The following is a 16984-nucleotide window of genomic DNA, read 5'->3' on the forward strand; positions in this document are numbered from 1 at the left end:
TGCCTGTTTACGGCAGGCCCGATAAACGGCTTTAGTTCAGCATATTTCTAATGACATAGTGCAATATGCCGTCATTCTGGTAGTAAGTCAGCTCGGTGGCGGTATCAATGCGACAGCGGCAAGGCACCGTTTCTTTGCTGCCGTCCGATCTCGTTAACGTCACCGGAATGGTCGCGCCAGGGCGTAGGTTTTGCAGATCCGCGATATCAATCACCTCTTCCCCGGTCAGTCCCAGCGTTTTACGCGTTACGCCCTGTGGAAACTCCAGCGGCAGGATCCCCATCCCAATCAGGTTTGAGCGGTGGATACGTTCGAACGACTCGGCGATCACCACGCGGATACCTAACAGCCGCGGACCTTTTGCCGCCCAGTCACGGCTCGATCCCGACCCATACTCTTTCCCGGCAATTACCGCCAGCGGCGTTTTTTCCTGCTGGTAGAGCATCGCAGCATCATAAATCGACATCGCTTCCGTACCCGGCAAATGCCGCGTCATCCCACCTTCGACGCCGGGCAGCATTTCGTTGCGAATACGAATATTGGCGAACGTACCGCGCATCATCACTTCATGGTTGCCGCGCCGTGATCCATAGGAGTTAAAATCCTTCCGCTCAACGCCGTGGTTTTGCAGATAGCGTCCGGCGGGACTGTCCGGCTTGATACTGCCGGCCGGAGAAATATGGTCGGTCGTTACCGAATCCCCCAGCATCGCCAGGATACGCGCGCCGTGGATATCTTTGACTGGCGCAGGCTGGGCCTGCATTTCATCAAAGAAAGGCGACAGGCGAATATAGGTTGAATCCGACTGCCAGCCGTAGGTATCGGACGATTCAACCTGAATCGATTTCCATTCTTCCGTGCCCTCAAACACTTCCGCATACTCTTTACGGAACATATCTGATGATACCAGTTCAACGGCGCGGGCAATTTCCTGCGCCGAAGGCCAGATATCCTTCAGGTATACCGGATCGCCTTTACGATCGTACCCCAGCTGGTCTGTCGCGAGGTTAATATTCATGTTTCCGGCCAGCGCATACGCGACCACCAGCGGCGGCGACGCCAGCCAGTTCGTTTTCACCAGCGGATGGATACGCCCTTCAAAATTTCGGTTACCGGAAAGCACGGCCCCTACCGTCAGATCGCCTTTTTTAATCGCGGTCTCAATAGGCTCCGGCAACGGACCGGAGTTCCCGATACAGGTCGTACAGCCATAACCGACCAGGTTAAAACCGAGCTCATCCAGATAAGGCGTAAGTTTGGCCTGCGCCAGATAGTCAGATACCACTTTTGACCCCGGCGCCAGAGAAGCCTTGACCCACGGTTGACGCTTCAACCCCAGCGTTACTGCCTTTTTCGCCAGTAATCCCGCCGCCATCAGCACGCTGGGGTTCGAGGTATTCGTACAGGAGGTGATGGCGGCAATGACGACAGCGCCATCCGGAAGCTGATATGGCTGTCCGTTCATCGTATAGTCAACCGGCTGGCGATCTCTTTGCGCGGTATTCAGCTCCAGCTCGGCGCTAGCGGCAAAGGCTTTCGGCACATCGCCTAACGCCACGCGATCCTGCGGGCGTTTCGGCCCGGCCAGGCTGGCCTCGACATCGCCCATATCCAGTTCCAGCGTACTGGTAAATACCGGTTCGTCACCGGGATTACGCCACATTCCCTGCGCCTTCGCGTAGGTTTCAACCAGCTCGACCAGATCGTCGCTACGTCCGCTTAATCGCATATATTCCAGGGTGATGGCGTCAATGGGGAAGAAACCACAGGTGGCGCCATATTCCGGCGACATATTAGCGATAGTCGCGCGATCCGCCAACGGCAGCGAATCCAGACCGTCACCATAAAATTCAACAAATTTACCCACGACGCCATGCTTACGCAGCATTTGCGTGACGGTGAGCACCAGGTCAGTGGCGGTGATCCCCTCCCGAAGCTTACCGGTTAACTTAAAGCCGACGACATCCGGGATAAGCATCGACACGGGCTGACCAAGCATCGCCGCTTCCGCTTCAATACCACCCACACCCCACCCCAATACGCCCAGACCATTAATCATGGTCGTATGGGAGTCAGTCCCCACCAGCGAGTCCGGGTAAGCAATCCACTCCCCGTCCTGTAATTCGCTCCAGACGGCTTTACCCAGGTATTCTAGGTTAACCTGATGGCAAATGCCGGTGCCGGGCGGCACCACGCTGAAACGGCTGAATGCCTGCTTTCCCCATTTCAGGAACATATAACGCTCATGGTTACGTTCCATTTCCAGCCGCACGTTTTCTTCAAACGCATCATCATCGCCGAAATGATCGACCATCACAGAGTGGTCAATAACCAGATCAACCGGCGATAACGGGTTCACTTTCGACGTATCGCCGCCGAGGCGTTTAACGGCTTCACGCATCGCTGCCAGGTCGACAACGGCAGGCACGCCGGTAAAGTCCTGCATCAGGACACGGGCGGGCCGCCAGGCAATTTCACGATCGGCATGGGCATTTTTAAGCCAACCGGCCAGCGCCTGAATATCTTCATCAGTCACAGACTCGCCGTCCTGCCAGCGCAACAGGTTTTCCAGTAACACTTTAAGTGATTTGGGCAAACGGGCGATATCGCCCAGGGATTTGGCAGCCAGCGGCAGACTGTAGTAATGATACGTTTTATCTTTGGCCTGCAATGTATCCTTACTGGCTTCTCGTAGGGTTGACGACATAGCTCCTCCTTAAATGACAGGGTTGCGTTACCCTGATTCTCCACAGGGTTGTATTAAAGATAACACAAACAAAATGTAACGTTTTGATAACAACCCAAATTGCTAAAAGAGGAGAAACCTAACAGGCGAGGAACGAAGATGAAAAAGCCCGATAAATAACGCATTATCGGGCTTTGACGAGATTAGACGGCAATCCAGATTAACTCGGCCCAGAACAGTAGCGATAATATAAACGCGCCAGTCCATGACCAATACTTTATATTTGACGTTAACATAGGCGACACCAACTGTGTTTAATCAATACTGAGAAGCGCTCAGCACACGGTTGCTGCGGTGTAATAAGACAGCGTTAATAAAACAGTAACGCCAATAAAAAGACGAATATTATTTTTGTGACACCTCGTCAGCAAAAGCATCAATAAATGCCCGCTGCTGCGGTGTGAGCGTCCAGTGTTGCGGAACAGACCGAAAAACGGTCGTATCCGGGGTGTTATCATCGTCACCAGATTGAATCGGGGGCGCGACCACGCGCTCGCGTTCCGACGTAATGCTCACTTAGCCCCACCAATGCCAGATAACAAGCGCTACCACTACCCAGAACAACGCAGAACCCACAAAAACCGCCAGCCATGCTTTACGTTTGAGCTCAGGGTCGCGGCGCGGTTCCTGGTTTTCAGAAGGCATTACTAACCTCATTCTATCGGTATCACTTATCATTTCAGCACCAAACAATCGGTACAATTAATCATCAGATGAGACAAATCCTAAATAAACTTTAGTCAAAAATCCAGTCAATTTACGAATCGTTGCCAGTGAATAAATCAATCTTTTGACTCAAGATAACTATTTGGAAAAAGAAACTGGCGGGACGGGTAATTCAACACTATTTTGCTGATCATTACCCGTAATACTTCGAGGGATATTGCAAAAGGCGGCTTTGTCTGCCATGCCACTACGACACAAACCGACGATGCTATTACTTTTCAGGCAGCTTTATATCCTGAAACATCGCTTCAATTTCTTCATTAGAACGCAACGCCACCGCCGTATCCACCACATCACGCGTCAGATGCGGCGCAAAACGCTGGATAAAATCATACATATAGCTGCGTAAAAAAGTACTACGGCGAAAACCAATTTTTGTGGTGCTGTGGCTAAAAATATCGTGCGCGTCAATCCGCACTAAATCAGGATCGGCAAGCGGATCGACCGCCATGCTGGCAATGACGCCAACGCCCAGTCCCAACCTGACATACGTTTTAATCACATCCGCATCGGTTGCAGTAAAGACGATCCGCGGCGTTAACCCTGCGCGATTAAAAGCGGTATCCAGTTCGGAACGCCCGGTAAAGCCGAAGGTATATGTCACCAGCGGATACTGCGCCAGCGCTTCAATCGTTATGGAAGACGTTGCCGCCAATGGATGATCCGGCGTCACCACTATCGAACGGTTCCAGTGATAGCATGGCAACATCACCAGATCGTCATATAAATGCAGCGCTTCCGTGGCAATCGCGAAATCGGCGTTCCCTTTCGATACCGCTTCCGCAATCTGCGTTGGCGACCCCTGGTGCATATGCAGCGAAACGCGCGGATAACGCTCGATGAAGCCTTTAATCACGCCTGGCAATGCGTAACGCGCCTGAGTATGGGTAGTGGCAATATAGAGCGAGCCTTTATCCGGCCAGGTGTGCTCGCCGGCGACCGACTTAATGGCATCGACTTTGGAAAGCACCTCACGCGCAATACGAATAATCTCCTGACCTGCGGGCGTCACCTGAGTCAGATGCTTACCGCTGCGGGCGAAAATCTGGATGCCAAGCTCATCTTCCAGCATCCGAACCTGCTTGCTGATCCCCGGCTGGGAAGTATACAACCCCTCAGCGGTAGAGGAGACGTTAAGGTTATGATTAACCACTTCAACAATGTAACGAAGCTGCTGCAATTTCATAATACATCATCCAGATTAGCGCCATCAGGCCATCGTTTATCTGCAGACATCATTGGGCTGCTAATACGATTTAATAATAAAAAAGGTGTTAACTATAACCACTATATCATTTATATCTGAACTGTATAGCCAGCGCGATAAAATAATAAGCCCGCTATACCCAAAATAATTCGAGTGATTAAAGGCAACAAGCGAGTGAGTTCCCTAGAGCATAGATAACCAGGGGACTGGGGTGAGCGACAAATCAGCCGGGAGCAGATTTGAACGTCGCGTGCGACGGCCCGTCAGGGCGAGGCCCATAGATGGGCCGAGTAATCCGTAGCCAACACATAAGCCACTTGAGATATGAAGGGGATATAAAAAAGGGCCGCTTACGCGGCCCGCTTGACTACAGTGGCGACAGGCCGGGGTTATTTCTTGCCTTCAACCCACTTGCCGTCGACGAAGAACGCTGACCATCCCGTCGCCTTCCCGTCTTTTTCCGCCGCAACGTACTGCTGTTTTGTTTTGCGGCTAAAGCGAACAACGGTTTTATTACCTTCCGGGTCCTGCTGCGGCGCATCCGACAGATAACGCAGTTTTTCCGGCAGGCGATCGCGGAACCGGTAAAGCTCCTCGACTAATGGCGCGCGCGTTTCGCGTGATTTCGGGAACGTATTGGCCGCCAGGAATATCCCTGCGGCGCCGTCGCGTAGCACAAAGTACGCGTCCGATTTTTCACACGGCAGTTCCGGTAATGGAACAGGATCTTCCTTCGGCGGCGCAACTTCGCCGTTACGCAAGATCTTACGGGTATTTTTACATTCGTCGTTAGTACAGGCCATGTACTTACCAAAACGCCCCATTTTCAGGTGCATTTCGGAACCACATTTCTCACACTCAACGATCGGGCCGTCATACCCTTTGATGCGGAACTCGCCTTCTTCAATCTCGTAGCCGTCACAGGTCGGGTTATTACCACACACATGCAATTTACGCTTCGGATCGATCAGATAGCTGTCCATCGCCGTACCGCACTTCTGACAGCGACGCTTGGCGCGCAGGGCGTTGGTTTCGGCGTCGTCGCCTTCCAGCACGTTCAGAACTTCATTTTCCGGCACCAGGTTAATGGTCGTTTTACAACGCTCTTTCGGCGAAAGCGCATAACCTGAACATCCAAGGAAAACCCCCGTACTGGCAGTACGAATTCCCATTTTACGGCCACAGGTTGGACAGTCGATGCTGGTCAGCACCATCTGGTTAGGACGCATCCCCCCTTCTTCCGGATCTTTCTCGGCTTTATCGAGCTGCTGAGTAAAATCGCTGAAGAAGTTATCCAGCACCGCTTTCCACTCGGCCTGGTGATTTGCAACCTGATCCAGACTATCTTCCATCTGCGCGGTAAAATCGTAGTTCATCAATTCGCGGAAGTTTTCTTCCAGCCGGTCGGTGACGATTTCACCCATTTTTTCCGCATAGAAGCGACGGTTTTCAACGCGAACATAGCCGCGATCCTGAATGGTCGAGATAATCGACGCATAGGTAGACGGACGACCAATACCGCGCTTCTCAAGCTCTTTAACCAGAGAAGCCTCGCTAAACCGGGCTGGCGGTTTAGTAAAGTGCTGAGCAGGCGTCAATTCAAGTAGCGTCAGCACATCGCCCTTATTCACGGCAGGCAATGTGCGATCTTCATCGCCTTTACGCAGCGCCGGCATCACTTTTGTCCAGCCGTCAAAGCGCAAAATACGCCCACGCGCTTTCAGACGGAATTCGCCTGCGCCAACGGTAAGCGTAGTAGAGTCATATTGTGCTGGCGTCATCTGACAGGCGACAAACTGACGCCAAATTAGCTGATACAACTTCTGCGCGTCAGCCTCCATGTCTTTCAGCGACTCCGCCATGACAGCAACGTCGGAAGGACGGATCGCTTCGTGCGCTTCCTGAGAGTTTTCTTTGCTGGCGTACTGGTTCGGGTTATCCGGCAGGTATTTCTTGCCGAAATTATCGCCAATATAACCACGCACCATGTTGACCGCATCCTGACTCAGGTTGGTGGAGTCTGTACGCATATAGGTGATGTAACCCGCCTCATACAGACGCTGCGCCATCATCATGGTTTTCTTCACGCCAAAGCCCAGCCGGGTGCTGGCCGCCTGTTGTAGCGTGGAGGTGATAAACGGCGCGCCAGGTTTGCTGCTGGTCGGTTTGTCTTCACGCTCCAGTACGCTATAGCGCGCTTTTTCCAGCAAGCTGACGGCGGCAAGCGTCTGCTCGCGATTTACCGGCCGGAATGGCTTGTCGTTCTGATGCGTCACCTGTAGCGGTAGCGCCTCGCCAGACGGCGTCGTCGTATTGGCGTCAATTTCCCAGAACTCTTCCGGAACAAACGCTTTAATCTCGCGCTCGCGTTCAACGACCAGACGGACCGCGACAGACTGAACGCGACCTGCCGACAAACCACGGGCGATCTTTTTCCACAGCAGCGGCGAGACCATATAGCCTACCACGCGATCCATAAAGCGGCGCGCTTGCTGGGCGTTGACCCTGTTAATGTTCAGCTCGCCCGGCTGTTCAAACGCCTGGCGAATGGCATTTTTGGTTATTTCGTTAAAGACTACGCGACTGTAGCGCGCGTCATCGCCGCCGATCACTTCCCGCAGGTGCCATGCAATGGCTTCCCCTTCGCGGTCAAGGTCGGTTGCGAGATAGATGTGGTCGGCTTTTTCCGCCAACTGTTTCAGTTCAGAGACGACCTTCTCTTTACCGGGCAGCACTTCATAGTGCGCATCCCAGTTGTGCCACGGGTCAACCCCCATACGGTTGACGAGAGCGCCACGTTCATCCTTTTTGGGCTTTTTAGCCGTTTTGGTGGAGGTAGAGTCGGCGCTCTTTTTAGCTGCTGAGCCACTGGTCGGCAAATCACGGATATGACCCACGCTGGATTTCACCACGTAGTCATTACCCAGATACTTGTTGATCGTTTTGGCTTTTGCCGGGGACTCAACGATGACAAGAGCTTTACCCATATTCACCTTTACCTAAGTTGATTCTTCCAGGAATGCGTCGCACGTTGATTCACCTTCCACTGGCGACGAGACAACGATATATGGTCTCTGCGTCTGCGGATATCAACCCCTTGTACTGGCTTTGTGTACGAAATGTAACCCTCAGGTGACTGAGTTAACAGGCTTTTTTGCACACACGCGCTATAGCACGACGGAATTTTGGTCGAATGTCAAGCAATTCTGTTGCCAGATTGACGAAAGCGTCACACTGTACCTGATAAAATTCGATACGCAACTTTATTAGCATGCAAAAACAAATCTTGCCAGTGAACGCAACATGACAAATCCATCAATTTCCTGTGAGAATATTTGCCCATCAGAAGTGCTCAGCGTAGACTAATCTCCTTGTTTAAGGAGTAAAAAATGCATAAAGAGACGCAACCTATCGATCGCGAAACACTGTTGCTTGAAGCCAACAAAATTATTCGGGAACATGAAGACACGATGGCAGGTATTGTCGCCACCGGCGTAACGCAGAGAAATGGCGTGCTGGTTTTCAGCGGCGATTACTTTTTAGACGAGCAAGGGTTACCGACCCCTAAAAGCACCGCGGTGTTTAACATGTTTAAACACCTGGCGCATGTGCTGTCTGAGAAGTATCACCTGGTGGATTAATCCATGCCGGATGGCGCTGAATGCCATCCGGCAATAGCGGTTTACATCAATGGCTTTTGTCCACGCTGCCACCAGCGCAGCAGCAGCCGATCCGCGCTTTCCGCCGCGCTGCCGGTAACACGATCGATCAGTTTTTTACGCTGCATATAGCGCACATTCAGCACCTCGCGCCCTTCCATCAGGCCGAGGATAACCTCATCGCTGGTGTTAATCTCATCAACCAGTCCTTTCTCCAGCGCCTGCTGACCGTACCAGTGTTCGCCCGTGGCGACCTGTTCAATGTCCAGAGCCGGACGCATCCGCTGCACAAACTCTTTGAACAGATGGTGCGTTTCGTTGAGATCTTCACGAAACTTCTGCCGCCCTTCTTCCGTATTCTCGCCTAACAAGGTCAGGGTACGTTTGTACTGCCCTGCGGTATGCAGTTCAATATCAATGTCTTTACTTTTGAGAAAGCGGTTAAAGTTCGGAATTTGCGCGACAACACCAATTGACCCCACAATAGCGAACGGCGCCGCGATAATTTTTTCCGCCACGCAGGCCATCATGTAACCTCCGCTTGCCGCGACTTTATCCACCGTCACGGTCAGCGGAATATTTTTATCGCGCAGGCGCTGCAATTGCGATGCCGCCAGGCCATAGCCATGCACAACGCCACCGGGGCTTTCCAGACGCACAACCGCCCGATCGCCGGGTTTCGCCACTGCCAGCACCGCCGTGACCTCTTCGCGTAACGCATTAACTTCGTGAGCATCCATACTGCCTTTGAAATCTATCACCCATACACGCGGTTTGTCCGATGTCGCAATGTCCCCCAGCTTCGCTTTCGCTTTGGCGGCTTTCGCCTCCTGCTTATGCTTTTTTTTCTGCGCTTTATGCCACAGTTTTTGCTGATGGCCATCCATCAACGCCGCAGCAAGGTCATCCTTCATCTCCTGATACTGCTCGCTCAAATTGGTCACGCGCAGCTCGCCGCGCTGACGTTTGCGTTGCGTAGCATTCACGATCAGCAGCACAATGACGGCAATGGCCACCACAACGGTGACGATTTTTGCCAAAAATAAGCCATATTCAGACAACAATTCCACGACTCCCACCTTGATTAAATAACGCGACTTGCGCTCAGTGTACAACAGGCATCGAAGTCAGTCTCTCTTCATCCGTATGCCTGTTGAGGAAGAAAAAGTATGACAAGACGTTCATTTTACGGCGTTATCGCCCCTGTCTGATTGAAAAAAAAGGCGCTTTCAGGCATAAACCCGAAAAGTTAACGCGAAGATAAGACAACCTGGCAGGACGGTGCACCACACCGTTGAGGAGTAGCCATGCATTACCAACCGAAACAAGATCTATTGCAAAACCGCATTATTCTGGTCACTGGCGCCAGCGATGGCATTGGGCGGGAAGCCGCGCTTACGTATGCGCGTTACGGCGCAACGGTGATTCTGCTGGGACGCAACGAAGAGAAACTGCGTCGGGTCGCGCAGCACATTGCTGACGAGCAACATGTTCAACCACAGTGGTTTACGCTCGATCTGCTGACCTGCACCGCTGAAGAGTGCCGGCAAGTGGCCGACCGCATCGCCGCGCACTATCCCCGCCTGGATGGCGTCCTGCACAATGCCGGGTTACTGGGGGAAATCGGCCCAATGAGCGAACAAGATCCGCAGATCTGGCAGGATGTCATGCAGGTAAACGTTAACGCCACCTTTATGCTCACCCAGGCGCTGTTACCGTTATTATTGAAGTCCGATGCCGGCTCGCTGGTCTTTACGTCATCAAGCGTTGGCCGCCAGGGACGCGCCAACTGGGGCGCCTATGCCACCTCGAAGTTTGCTACTGAAGGAATGATGCAGGTGCTGGCGGACGAATACCAGAACCGTTCTCTGCGTGTTAACTGCATTAACCCGGGCGGCACGCGCACCAGTATGCGCGCCAGCGCCTTTCCGACGGAAGATCCACAGAAATTAAAAACGCCTGCCGATATTATGCCGCTTTACCTGTGGCTTATGGGCGACGACAGTCGCCGTAAAACCGGTATGACCTTTGACGCCCAACCGGGCCGTAAACCAGGAATCGCCCAATGAGTGATGAACGTTATCAGCAGCGCCAGCAGAAGGTAAAAGATCGGGTTGACGCCCGTGTCGCCCAGGCACAGGAAGAGCGCGGTATTATTATCGTGTTTACTGGCAATGGTAAGGGCAAAACCACGGCGGCTTTCGGGACTGCCGCCCGCGCCGTAGGACACGGTAAAAACGTAGGCGTGGTGCAATTTATTAAGGGCACCTGGCCCAACGGCGAGCGTAATCTGCTGGAACCGCATGGCGTCGAATTTCAGGTGATGGCAACGGGATTTACCTGGGAGACGCAAAATCGCGAGGCAGACACTGCAGCATGTATGGCCGTTTGGCAGCATGGGAAACGGATGCTGGCCGATCCGCTGCTTGATATGGTGGTACTGGATGAGCTGACCTATATGGTGGCGTATGACTATTTGCCGCTGGAAGAGGTCATAAGCGCGCTAAACGCGCGCCCTGGTCACCAGACGGTGATTATTACAGGTCGCGGCTGTCACCGGGATATTCTTGATCTTGCGGATACCGTCAGCGAACTGCGTCCGGTTAAACATGCTTTCGACGCGGGCGTAAAAGCCCAGATGGGAATTGATTATTAACCGTAGGCCGGATTAAGGCGTTTGCGCCGCCATCCGGCACAAACCCTCTTGTCTGATGATTCTCGGCCTATAGACCGCGGTAGAGATTACCCGTTGTTATTACGCCCACCGGAGCGGCGTCCGCCAGCTATCTGGCTGTGGCGTTTTACCGCCCGACGGATCTGGTTCGCTTTCATACGACGACGGTCTTTTTCGACGGCAACCTTCGACGAGGTTTCCGGCGGGAGCTCTACCAGACCACGCAGATAGTTCGTTTGCGCGAGGTCGAGCTCAGTCCAGCCGCCGCGCGGCAGGCCTTTCGGCAGCGGGATATCGCCGTAACGAACGCGGATCAGACGGCTGACCTGAACGCCTACCGCTTCCCACAGTCGGCGAACTTCGCGGTTGCGCCCTTCCGTCAGCGTCACGTTGTACCACTGGTTAATGCCTTCGCCGCCGCTGAATTTAATGGTCTTAAATGCCGCCGGGCCATCTTCCAACTGTACGCCACGGCTTAAATCACGCAGTTTCGATTCATCCACCTGACCGAACACGCGCACGGCATATTCACGTTCAACTTCACGACTAGGGTGCATCAGGCGGTTCGCCAGTTCACCGTCGGTGGTAAATAACAATAGCCCGCAGGTGTTGACATCCAGACGTCCTACCGCAATCCACCGCGCGCCGCGCAGTTTCGGTAAGCGATCAAAAACGGTTGGTCGCCCTTCAGGGTCATTGCGGGTACACAGTTCACCTTCTGGTTTGTAATAGGCCAGAACGCGGCAAATTTGTTCCGCCGACTCTTTCACCGAAATCAGGTGACCGTCAATACGGATTTTCAAACCGGGAGTGACTTCAACACGATCGCCAAGCGTGGCGATTTTACCGTCAACGCTGACACGTCCCGCTTCAATAATGGATTCGATTTCACGGCGAGAGCCGTGGCCAGCGCGCGCCAGCACTTTTTGTAACTTTTCGCTCATAGAGCTTCCTTCAGGTGTCGCCTTCACAGGCGTCGAACAGGAGAATGAACGGCGCGTTGCCGCGCCATTTTAAGGCCGCGTAGTATACAGGCTAACGCCCTTATAAGAAAGGTGTAACGTCGCCGACGCCTTCGCGCAGCACCACCGGGGAGTCATTGGTCAAATCAATTACCGTGGTAGGCTGTTGACCGAGGTAACCGCCGTGGATGATCAGATCCACCTGCTTCTCCAGCCGATCTTTAATCTCCTCCGGGTCCGACTCGGTAAAGTCGCTGCCAGGCAGCATCAACGACGTCGAGAGCATCGGTTCGCCCAGCGTATCCAATAACGCCAGCGCAATCGGGTTTGACGGTACGCGCAGGCCGATAGTTTTACGCTTTTCCTGCAACAGACGGCGCGGCACCTCTTTTGTCCCCTTCAGGATAAAGGTGTAATTACCCGGCGTATTGTTTTTCATCAGACGAAATGCCACGTTGTCGACGTAGGAGTAGGTCGACAACTCGGACAAATCGCGGCACATCAGCGTGAAGTTGTGGCCGTCCGGCAGATGACGGATGCGGCAAATGCGCTCCATTGCGCCTTTGTCTTCAATTTTACAACCAAGGGCATAGCCGGAATCGGTTGGATAAACAATAACACCGCCTTTACGCACAATGTCGACGGCCTGATTAATCAGCCGTTGCTGTGGGTTATCCGGATGGATATAAAAAAACTGGCTCATACTTCCCTCACTGTGATATTTGCGGCTGTTCCCATGTCTGCCATACGCCTTCAACGCCAGCGGGCAGCCAGAGTTTACGCCCCAACTCAATCCACGGGCAGGGCTGATGGAAATCAGATCCAAGCGATGCCCATAAATGATGCTGACGCGCAAGCGTCGCCAGTTGGGTGCGTTCATTGGGCGATTGTTGGCACTGCGCCACTTCCATCGCGTCGCCGTGATGGTCGGCAAAATGCGCCACTAATCTTTTCAGCCACTTAGCGCTAAGGTCGTAGCGTCCCGGATGGGCCAACACCGCCTTACCGCCAGAATGATGAATGACATCAATAGCTTGTTCTATTGTACACCACTGCGGCGGAACGTAACCGGTTTTCCCACGCGCGAGATATTTTTTAAAAACATCCGCCATGGTCGCGGCTTTGCCGCACTCCACCAGAAAGCGGGCGAAGTGGCCGCGCGTCACCGCGCCGCCATTGGCCAGTCTCAATGCCCCTTCCCACGCGCCGGGAATATGGGCTTTTTCCAGACGCTCCGCAATGAGCCGACCGCGTGCCTGACGCCGCTCTGTCTGCTGCGCCAGAAAATCGCGCATTGCCGGGTGCGCAATATCAATATTCAGACCCACAATGTGAATCTCATGATTCTCCCAGACCGTTGAAATCTCCACGCCGGGAATAAGATTCAGGGCCAGTCCGGAACGTGAAATTTCTTCTCTTGCCGCAGGAATCGCGGCTGTGGTGTCATGATCGGTAATCGCCAGCGTGCCGACTCGCATCTCTACCGCACGGTGTACTAATGTTTCTGGCGTCAACAGTCCATCGGACGCCGTGGTATGACTGTGCAGATCGTAAATCACTGCGTAATTCGTGTCGCTCAAGGCGGCTCCCATAGAGATAAAGTTATGTCATGTACATCATAACGGTTCCGGCAAATATACTGAAATAGGTGTTGACATTATTCCATCGAACTAGTTAACTAGTACGAAAGTTCACATGAAGAGGGTATCTAAAATGGCAGCGACATTTGCATTACACGGTTGGTGGCGCACTTCCTGATAGCGGGCGGTGTATGAACAGCTGTAATCAGCCAAACGATACCCGGCCCGCCTGTTAAGCGGGCTTTTTTTTGAACAAAATAATGAGAATAACCATGCAAACACCAAAACCCACGCTCGAACTGTTGACCTGCGATGCCGCCTATCGGGAAAACCCAACGGCGCTTTTTCACCAGGTCTGCGGCGATCGCCCGGCAACGCTGCTGCTGGAATCCGCGGATATCGACAGTAAAGATGATTTAAAAAGCCTGCTGCTGGTAGATAGCGCGCTGCGCATTACCGCTTTAGGTGACACTGTCACCATTCAGGCGTTATCTGATAATGGCGCCTCGTTATTGCCGCTACTGGATACCGCCCTGCCCGCTGGCGTGGAGAACGAAGTCCTGCCTGCCGGTCGCGTTCTACGCTTCCCGCCCGTCAGCCCATTATTAGATGAAGACGCCCGTTTATGCTCTCTGTCGGTATTTGATGCGTTCCGTCTGTTACAGGGAGTGGTGAACATACCGACGCAAGAGCGGGAGGCTATGTTTTTCGGCGGTCTGTTTGCCTACGACCTGGTCGCTGGCTTTGAAGCGCTGCCACACCTTGAGGCTGGCAATAACTGCCCGGACTACTGCTTTTATTTAGCGGAAACGCTGATGGTGATAGATCATCAGAAAAAAAGCACCCGTATTCAGGCCAGTCTGTTCACCGCCAGCGACCGGGAAAAACAGCGCCTGAACGCCCGCCTGGCGTACCTTAGCCAACAGTTAACCCAGCCTGCGCCACCGTTGCCGGTGACGCCGGTGCCGGACATGCGCTGTGAATGCAATCAGAGCGATGACGCGTTCGGCGCGGTGGTACGCCAGTTGCAAAAAGCCATCCGCGCGGGCGAGATATTTCAGGTGGTGCCGTCGCGCCGCTTTTCACTGCCCTGCCCGTCGCCGTTGGCTGCCTACTACGTGCTGAAAAAGAGCAACCCCAGCCCATATATGTTCTTTATGCAGGATAATGATTTCACGCTTTTCGGCGCGTCGCCGGAAAGCTCGCTGAAATATGACGCCGCCAGCCGTCAGATTGAGATTTACCCCATCGCGGGTACCCGTCCACGCGGTCGCCGCGCCGATGGTACGCTGGACAGAGATCTCGACAGCCGTATTGAGCTGGACATGCGTACCGACCATAAAGAGCTTTCCGAACATCTGATGCTGGTCGATCTGGCGCGCAATGACCTGGCGCGCATCTGTACGCCGGGCAGTCGCTACGTTGCCGATCTGACAAAAGTTGACCGCTATTCGTACGTGATGCATCTGGTTTCCCGGGTAGTGGGCGAACTGCGTCACGATCTCGACGCGCTGCACGCCTATCGCGCCTGCATGAACATGGGCACCCTGAGCGGCGCGCCGAAAGTACGCGCCATGCAGTTGATTGCCGATGCGGAAGGACAGCGCCGCGGCAGCTATGGCGGCGCGGTCGGTTACTTCACCGCCCACGGCGATCTGGACACCTGTATTGTTATCCGCTCCGCGCTGGTGGAAAACGGTATCGCCACCGTACAGGCGGGCGCCGGAATTGTGCTGGACTCGGTTCCGCAGTCTGAAGCCGATGAAACCCGTAATAAAGCGCGCGCCGTATTGCGTGCTATCGCCACCGCGCATCATGCACAGGAGACCTTCTGATGGCTGATATTCTGCTGCTCGATAACATCGACTCGTTTACCTGGAACCTGGCAGATCAGCTACGGACCAACGGTCATAACGTGGTGATTTACCGTAACCATATTCCGGCGCAGACGCTTATCGATCGCCTGGCGACAATGAAAAATCCGGTGCTAATGCTCTCCCCCGGTCCGGGCGTTCCCAGCGAGGCAGGCTGTATGCCGGAGCTGCTGACCCGACTACGCGGCAAGTTGCCGATCATCGGCATTTGTCTGGGGCATCAGGCGATTGTCGAAGCTTACGGCGGTTATGTCGGTCAGGCGGGAGAAATCCTGCATGGCAAAGCCTCCAGCATTGAGCATGACGGTCAGGCGATGTTCGCCGGGCTGGCGAATCCGCTACCGGTCGCGCGTTATCATTCGCTGGTCGGCAGTAATGTTCCTGCCGGGCTGACCATTAACGCCCATTTCAACGGCATGGTGATGGCGGTACGTCATGATGCGGATCGCGTTTGCGGTTTTCAATTTCATCCTGAGTCCATCCTGACGACACAGGGCGCGCGTCTACTGGAGCAAACATTAGCCTGGGCGCAGCAAAAGCTGGAACCGACCAACACCCTACAGCCGATTCTGGAGAAACTCTATCAGGCGCAAACACTGACGCAACAAGAGAGCCATCAGTTGTTTTCGGCGGTCGTCCGCGGCGAACTTAAGCCTGAACAGCTCGCCGCCGCGCTGGTGAGCATGAAAATTCGCGGCGAGCATCCCAATGAAATTGCCGGCGCCGCCACTGCGTTGCTGGAAAATGCCGCCCCGTTCCCGCGCCCGGAGTATCTGTTTGCGGATATCGTTGGTACCGGCGGCGATGGCAGCAACAGTATCAATATCTCTACCGCCAGCGCCTTTGTCGCGGCGGCCTGTGGACTGAAAGTGGCGAAACACGGCAACCGCAGCGTGTCCAGCAAATCGGGGTCATCCGATCTGCTGGCGGCGTTCGGTATTAATCTGGATATGAACGCCGATAAATCACGTCAGGCGTTAGATGAACTGGGCGTCTGTTTCCTGTTTGCGCCGAAATATCACACCGGATTCCGTCACGCGATGCCGGTTCGCCAACAGTTAAAAACGCGAACCCTGTTCAACGTACTCGGCCCGCTGATCAACCCTGCGCATCCGCCGCTGGCGTTGATTGGCGTCTATAGCCCGGAACTGGTGCTGCCGATTGCGGAAACCTTACGGGTACTGGGCTATCAGCGCGCGGCGGTGGTACATAGCGGCGGCATGGATGAGGTTTCGCTCCATGCGCCGACGATTGTCGCGGAGCTGCATGACGGCGAAATTAAAAGCTATCAACTGACGGCGGAGGATTTTGGCCTGACGCCTTACCATCAGGATCAGTTGGCTGGCGGCACGCCGGAAGAAAACCGTGACATTCTGACGCGGTTATTACAAGGTAAAGGCGATGCCGCGCATGAGGCCGCCGTCGCCGCCAACGTGGCGATGCTGATGCGTCTGCATGGTCAGGAAGATCTCAAGGCCAACGCGCAAACCGTGCTTGATGTTCTGCGCAACGGCACCGCATATGACAGAGTCACCGCACTGGCGGCAAGAGGGTAA

16 protein-coding genes and 1 other annotated feature are annotated in these 16984 nt (G+C 53.9%); of the genes, 6 read left to right on the forward strand and 10 right to left on the reverse strand.

The annotated features are described in order from the left end of the window. Nucleotides 1-31 precede the first annotated feature (31 nt). The 6 genes from acnA to topA all read right to left on the reverse strand — a co-directional run bounded on the left by acnA (nt 32) and on the right by topA (nt 7666). Nucleotides 32-2707, reverse strand: coding sequence for an aconitate hydratase AcnA (acnA, locus tag J4728_RS14860; RefSeq protein WP_208211992.1), 2676 nt, complete (start codon nt 2705-2707; stop codon nt 32-34). 182 nt (nt 2708-2889) lie between these two features. Further along, nucleotides 2890-2982, reverse strand: coding sequence for a small membrane protein YmiC (gene ymiC, locus J4728_RS23990; protein ID WP_223148964.1), 93 nt, complete (start codon nt 2980-2982; stop codon nt 2890-2892). A 109-nt stretch (nt 2983-3091) separates the two neighbouring features. Then, nucleotides 3092-3262, reverse strand: a complete 171-nt coding sequence (locus tag J4728_RS14865; protein ID WP_000029027.1) for a hypothetical protein — start codon at nt 3260-3262, stop codon at nt 3092-3094. Then, nucleotides 3263-3403, reverse strand: coding sequence for a YmiA family putative membrane protein (locus J4728_RS14870; RefSeq protein WP_213083417.1), 141 nt, complete (start codon nt 3401-3403; stop codon nt 3263-3265). Nucleotides 3404-3683: 280 nt separating this feature from the next. Then, nucleotides 3684-4658, reverse strand: a complete 975-nt coding sequence (cysB, locus tag J4728_RS14875; protein ID WP_000776230.1) for an HTH-type transcriptional regulator CysB — start codon at nt 4656-4658, stop codon at nt 3684-3686. A 410-nt stretch (nt 4659-5068) separates the two neighbouring features. Continuing rightward, nucleotides 5069-7666, reverse strand: coding sequence for a type I DNA topoisomerase (gene topA, locus J4728_RS14880; protein WP_208211994.1), 2598 nt, complete (start codon nt 7664-7666; stop codon nt 5069-5071). 402 nt (nt 7667-8068) lie between these two features. Here topA and J4728_RS14885 point away from each other — a divergent pair, with 402 nt between their 5' ends. Continuing rightward, nucleotides 8069-8320: a YciN family protein gene (locus J4728_RS14885; protein ID WP_000548616.1), complete on the forward strand. Its 252-nt coding sequence runs from the start codon at nt 8069-8071 to the stop codon at nt 8318-8320. Nucleotides 8321-8361: 41 nt separating this feature from the next. Here the strand turns inward: J4728_RS14885 and sohB are convergent, their stop codons facing one another. Further along, nucleotides 8362-9408: a protease SohB gene (sohB, locus tag J4728_RS14890; RefSeq protein WP_000422082.1), complete on the reverse strand. Its 1047-nt coding sequence runs from the start codon at nt 9406-9408 to the stop codon at nt 8362-8364. Nucleotides 9409-9645: 237 nt separating this feature from the next. Between sohB and J4728_RS14895 the strand changes: the two genes are divergently transcribed. Both J4728_RS14895 and cobO read left to right on the forward strand, forming a co-directional pair. Beyond that, nucleotides 9646-10407, forward strand: a complete 762-nt coding sequence (locus J4728_RS14895) for a YciK family oxidoreductase (protein WP_000559310.1) — start codon at nt 9646-9648, stop codon at nt 10405-10407. Further along, nucleotides 10404-10994 (forward strand): cob(I)yrinic acid a,c-diamide adenosyltransferase, encoded by a 591-nt coding sequence (gene cobO / locus J4728_RS14900; protein WP_001278856.1) that lies wholly within the window; start codon nt 10404-10406, stop codon nt 10992-10994. Before J4728_RS14895 ends, cobO begins: the two co-directional genes overlap by 4 nt. 86 nt (nt 10995-11080) lie before the next feature. On the opposite strand, the gene rluB is transcribed toward cobO, so the two are convergent. From rluB to rnm, 3 genes are all read right to left on the reverse strand, one after another. Further along, on the reverse strand, nt 11081-11956 hold the full coding sequence (gene rluB / locus J4728_RS14905) for a 23S rRNA pseudouridine(2605) synthase RluB (RefSeq protein WP_001291233.1): 876 nt from the start codon (nt 11954-11956) through the stop codon (nt 11081-11083). Between the two features lie 100 nt (nt 11957-12056). Continuing rightward, nucleotides 12057-12677: an L-threonylcarbamoyladenylate synthase gene (locus tag J4728_RS14910; RefSeq protein ID WP_000077250.1), complete on the reverse strand. Its 621-nt coding sequence runs from the start codon at nt 12675-12677 to the stop codon at nt 12057-12059. A 7-nt stretch (nt 12678-12684) separates the two neighbouring features. Continuing rightward, the gene (gene rnm / locus J4728_RS14915) at nt 12685-13566 is read right to left on the reverse strand and encodes an RNase RNM (protein ID WP_000500442.1); all 882 of its coding nucleotides are present in this window, start codon (nt 13564-13566) and stop codon (nt 12685-12687) included. A gap of 121 nt (nt 13567-13687) precedes the next feature. Here rnm and trpL point away from each other — a divergent pair, with 121 nt between their 5' ends. From trpL to trpD, 3 genes are all read left to right on the forward strand, one after another. Then, nucleotides 13688-13732 (forward strand): trp operon leader peptide, encoded by a 45-nt coding sequence (trpL, locus tag J4728_RS14920; protein WP_010989026.1) that lies wholly within the window; start codon nt 13688-13690, stop codon nt 13730-13732. After that, nucleotides 13709-13804, forward strand: a sequence feature (Trp leader region). Its footprint overlaps the gene before it by 24 nt. Nucleotides 13805-13826: 22 nt before the next feature. Then, entirely contained in the window at nt 13827-15389 is a 1563-nt protein-coding gene (locus J4728_RS14925; protein WP_001194386.1) for an anthranilate synthase component 1, read from the forward strand. Then, a complete protein-coding gene (trpD, locus tag J4728_RS14930) occupies nt 15389-16984 on the forward strand; it encodes a bifunctional anthranilate synthase glutamate amidotransferase component TrpG/anthranilate phosphoribosyltransferase TrpD (RefSeq protein WP_000763492.1) in 1596 nt (531 codons plus the stop codon). Before J4728_RS14925 ends, trpD begins: the two co-directional genes overlap by 1 nt.

The organism is Salmonella sp. 32070601201500089SM, assembly GCF_017573605.1.
GTDB classification, from domain to species: Bacteria; Pseudomonadota; Gammaproteobacteria; order Enterobacterales; family Enterobacteriaceae; genus Salmonella; species Salmonella enterica.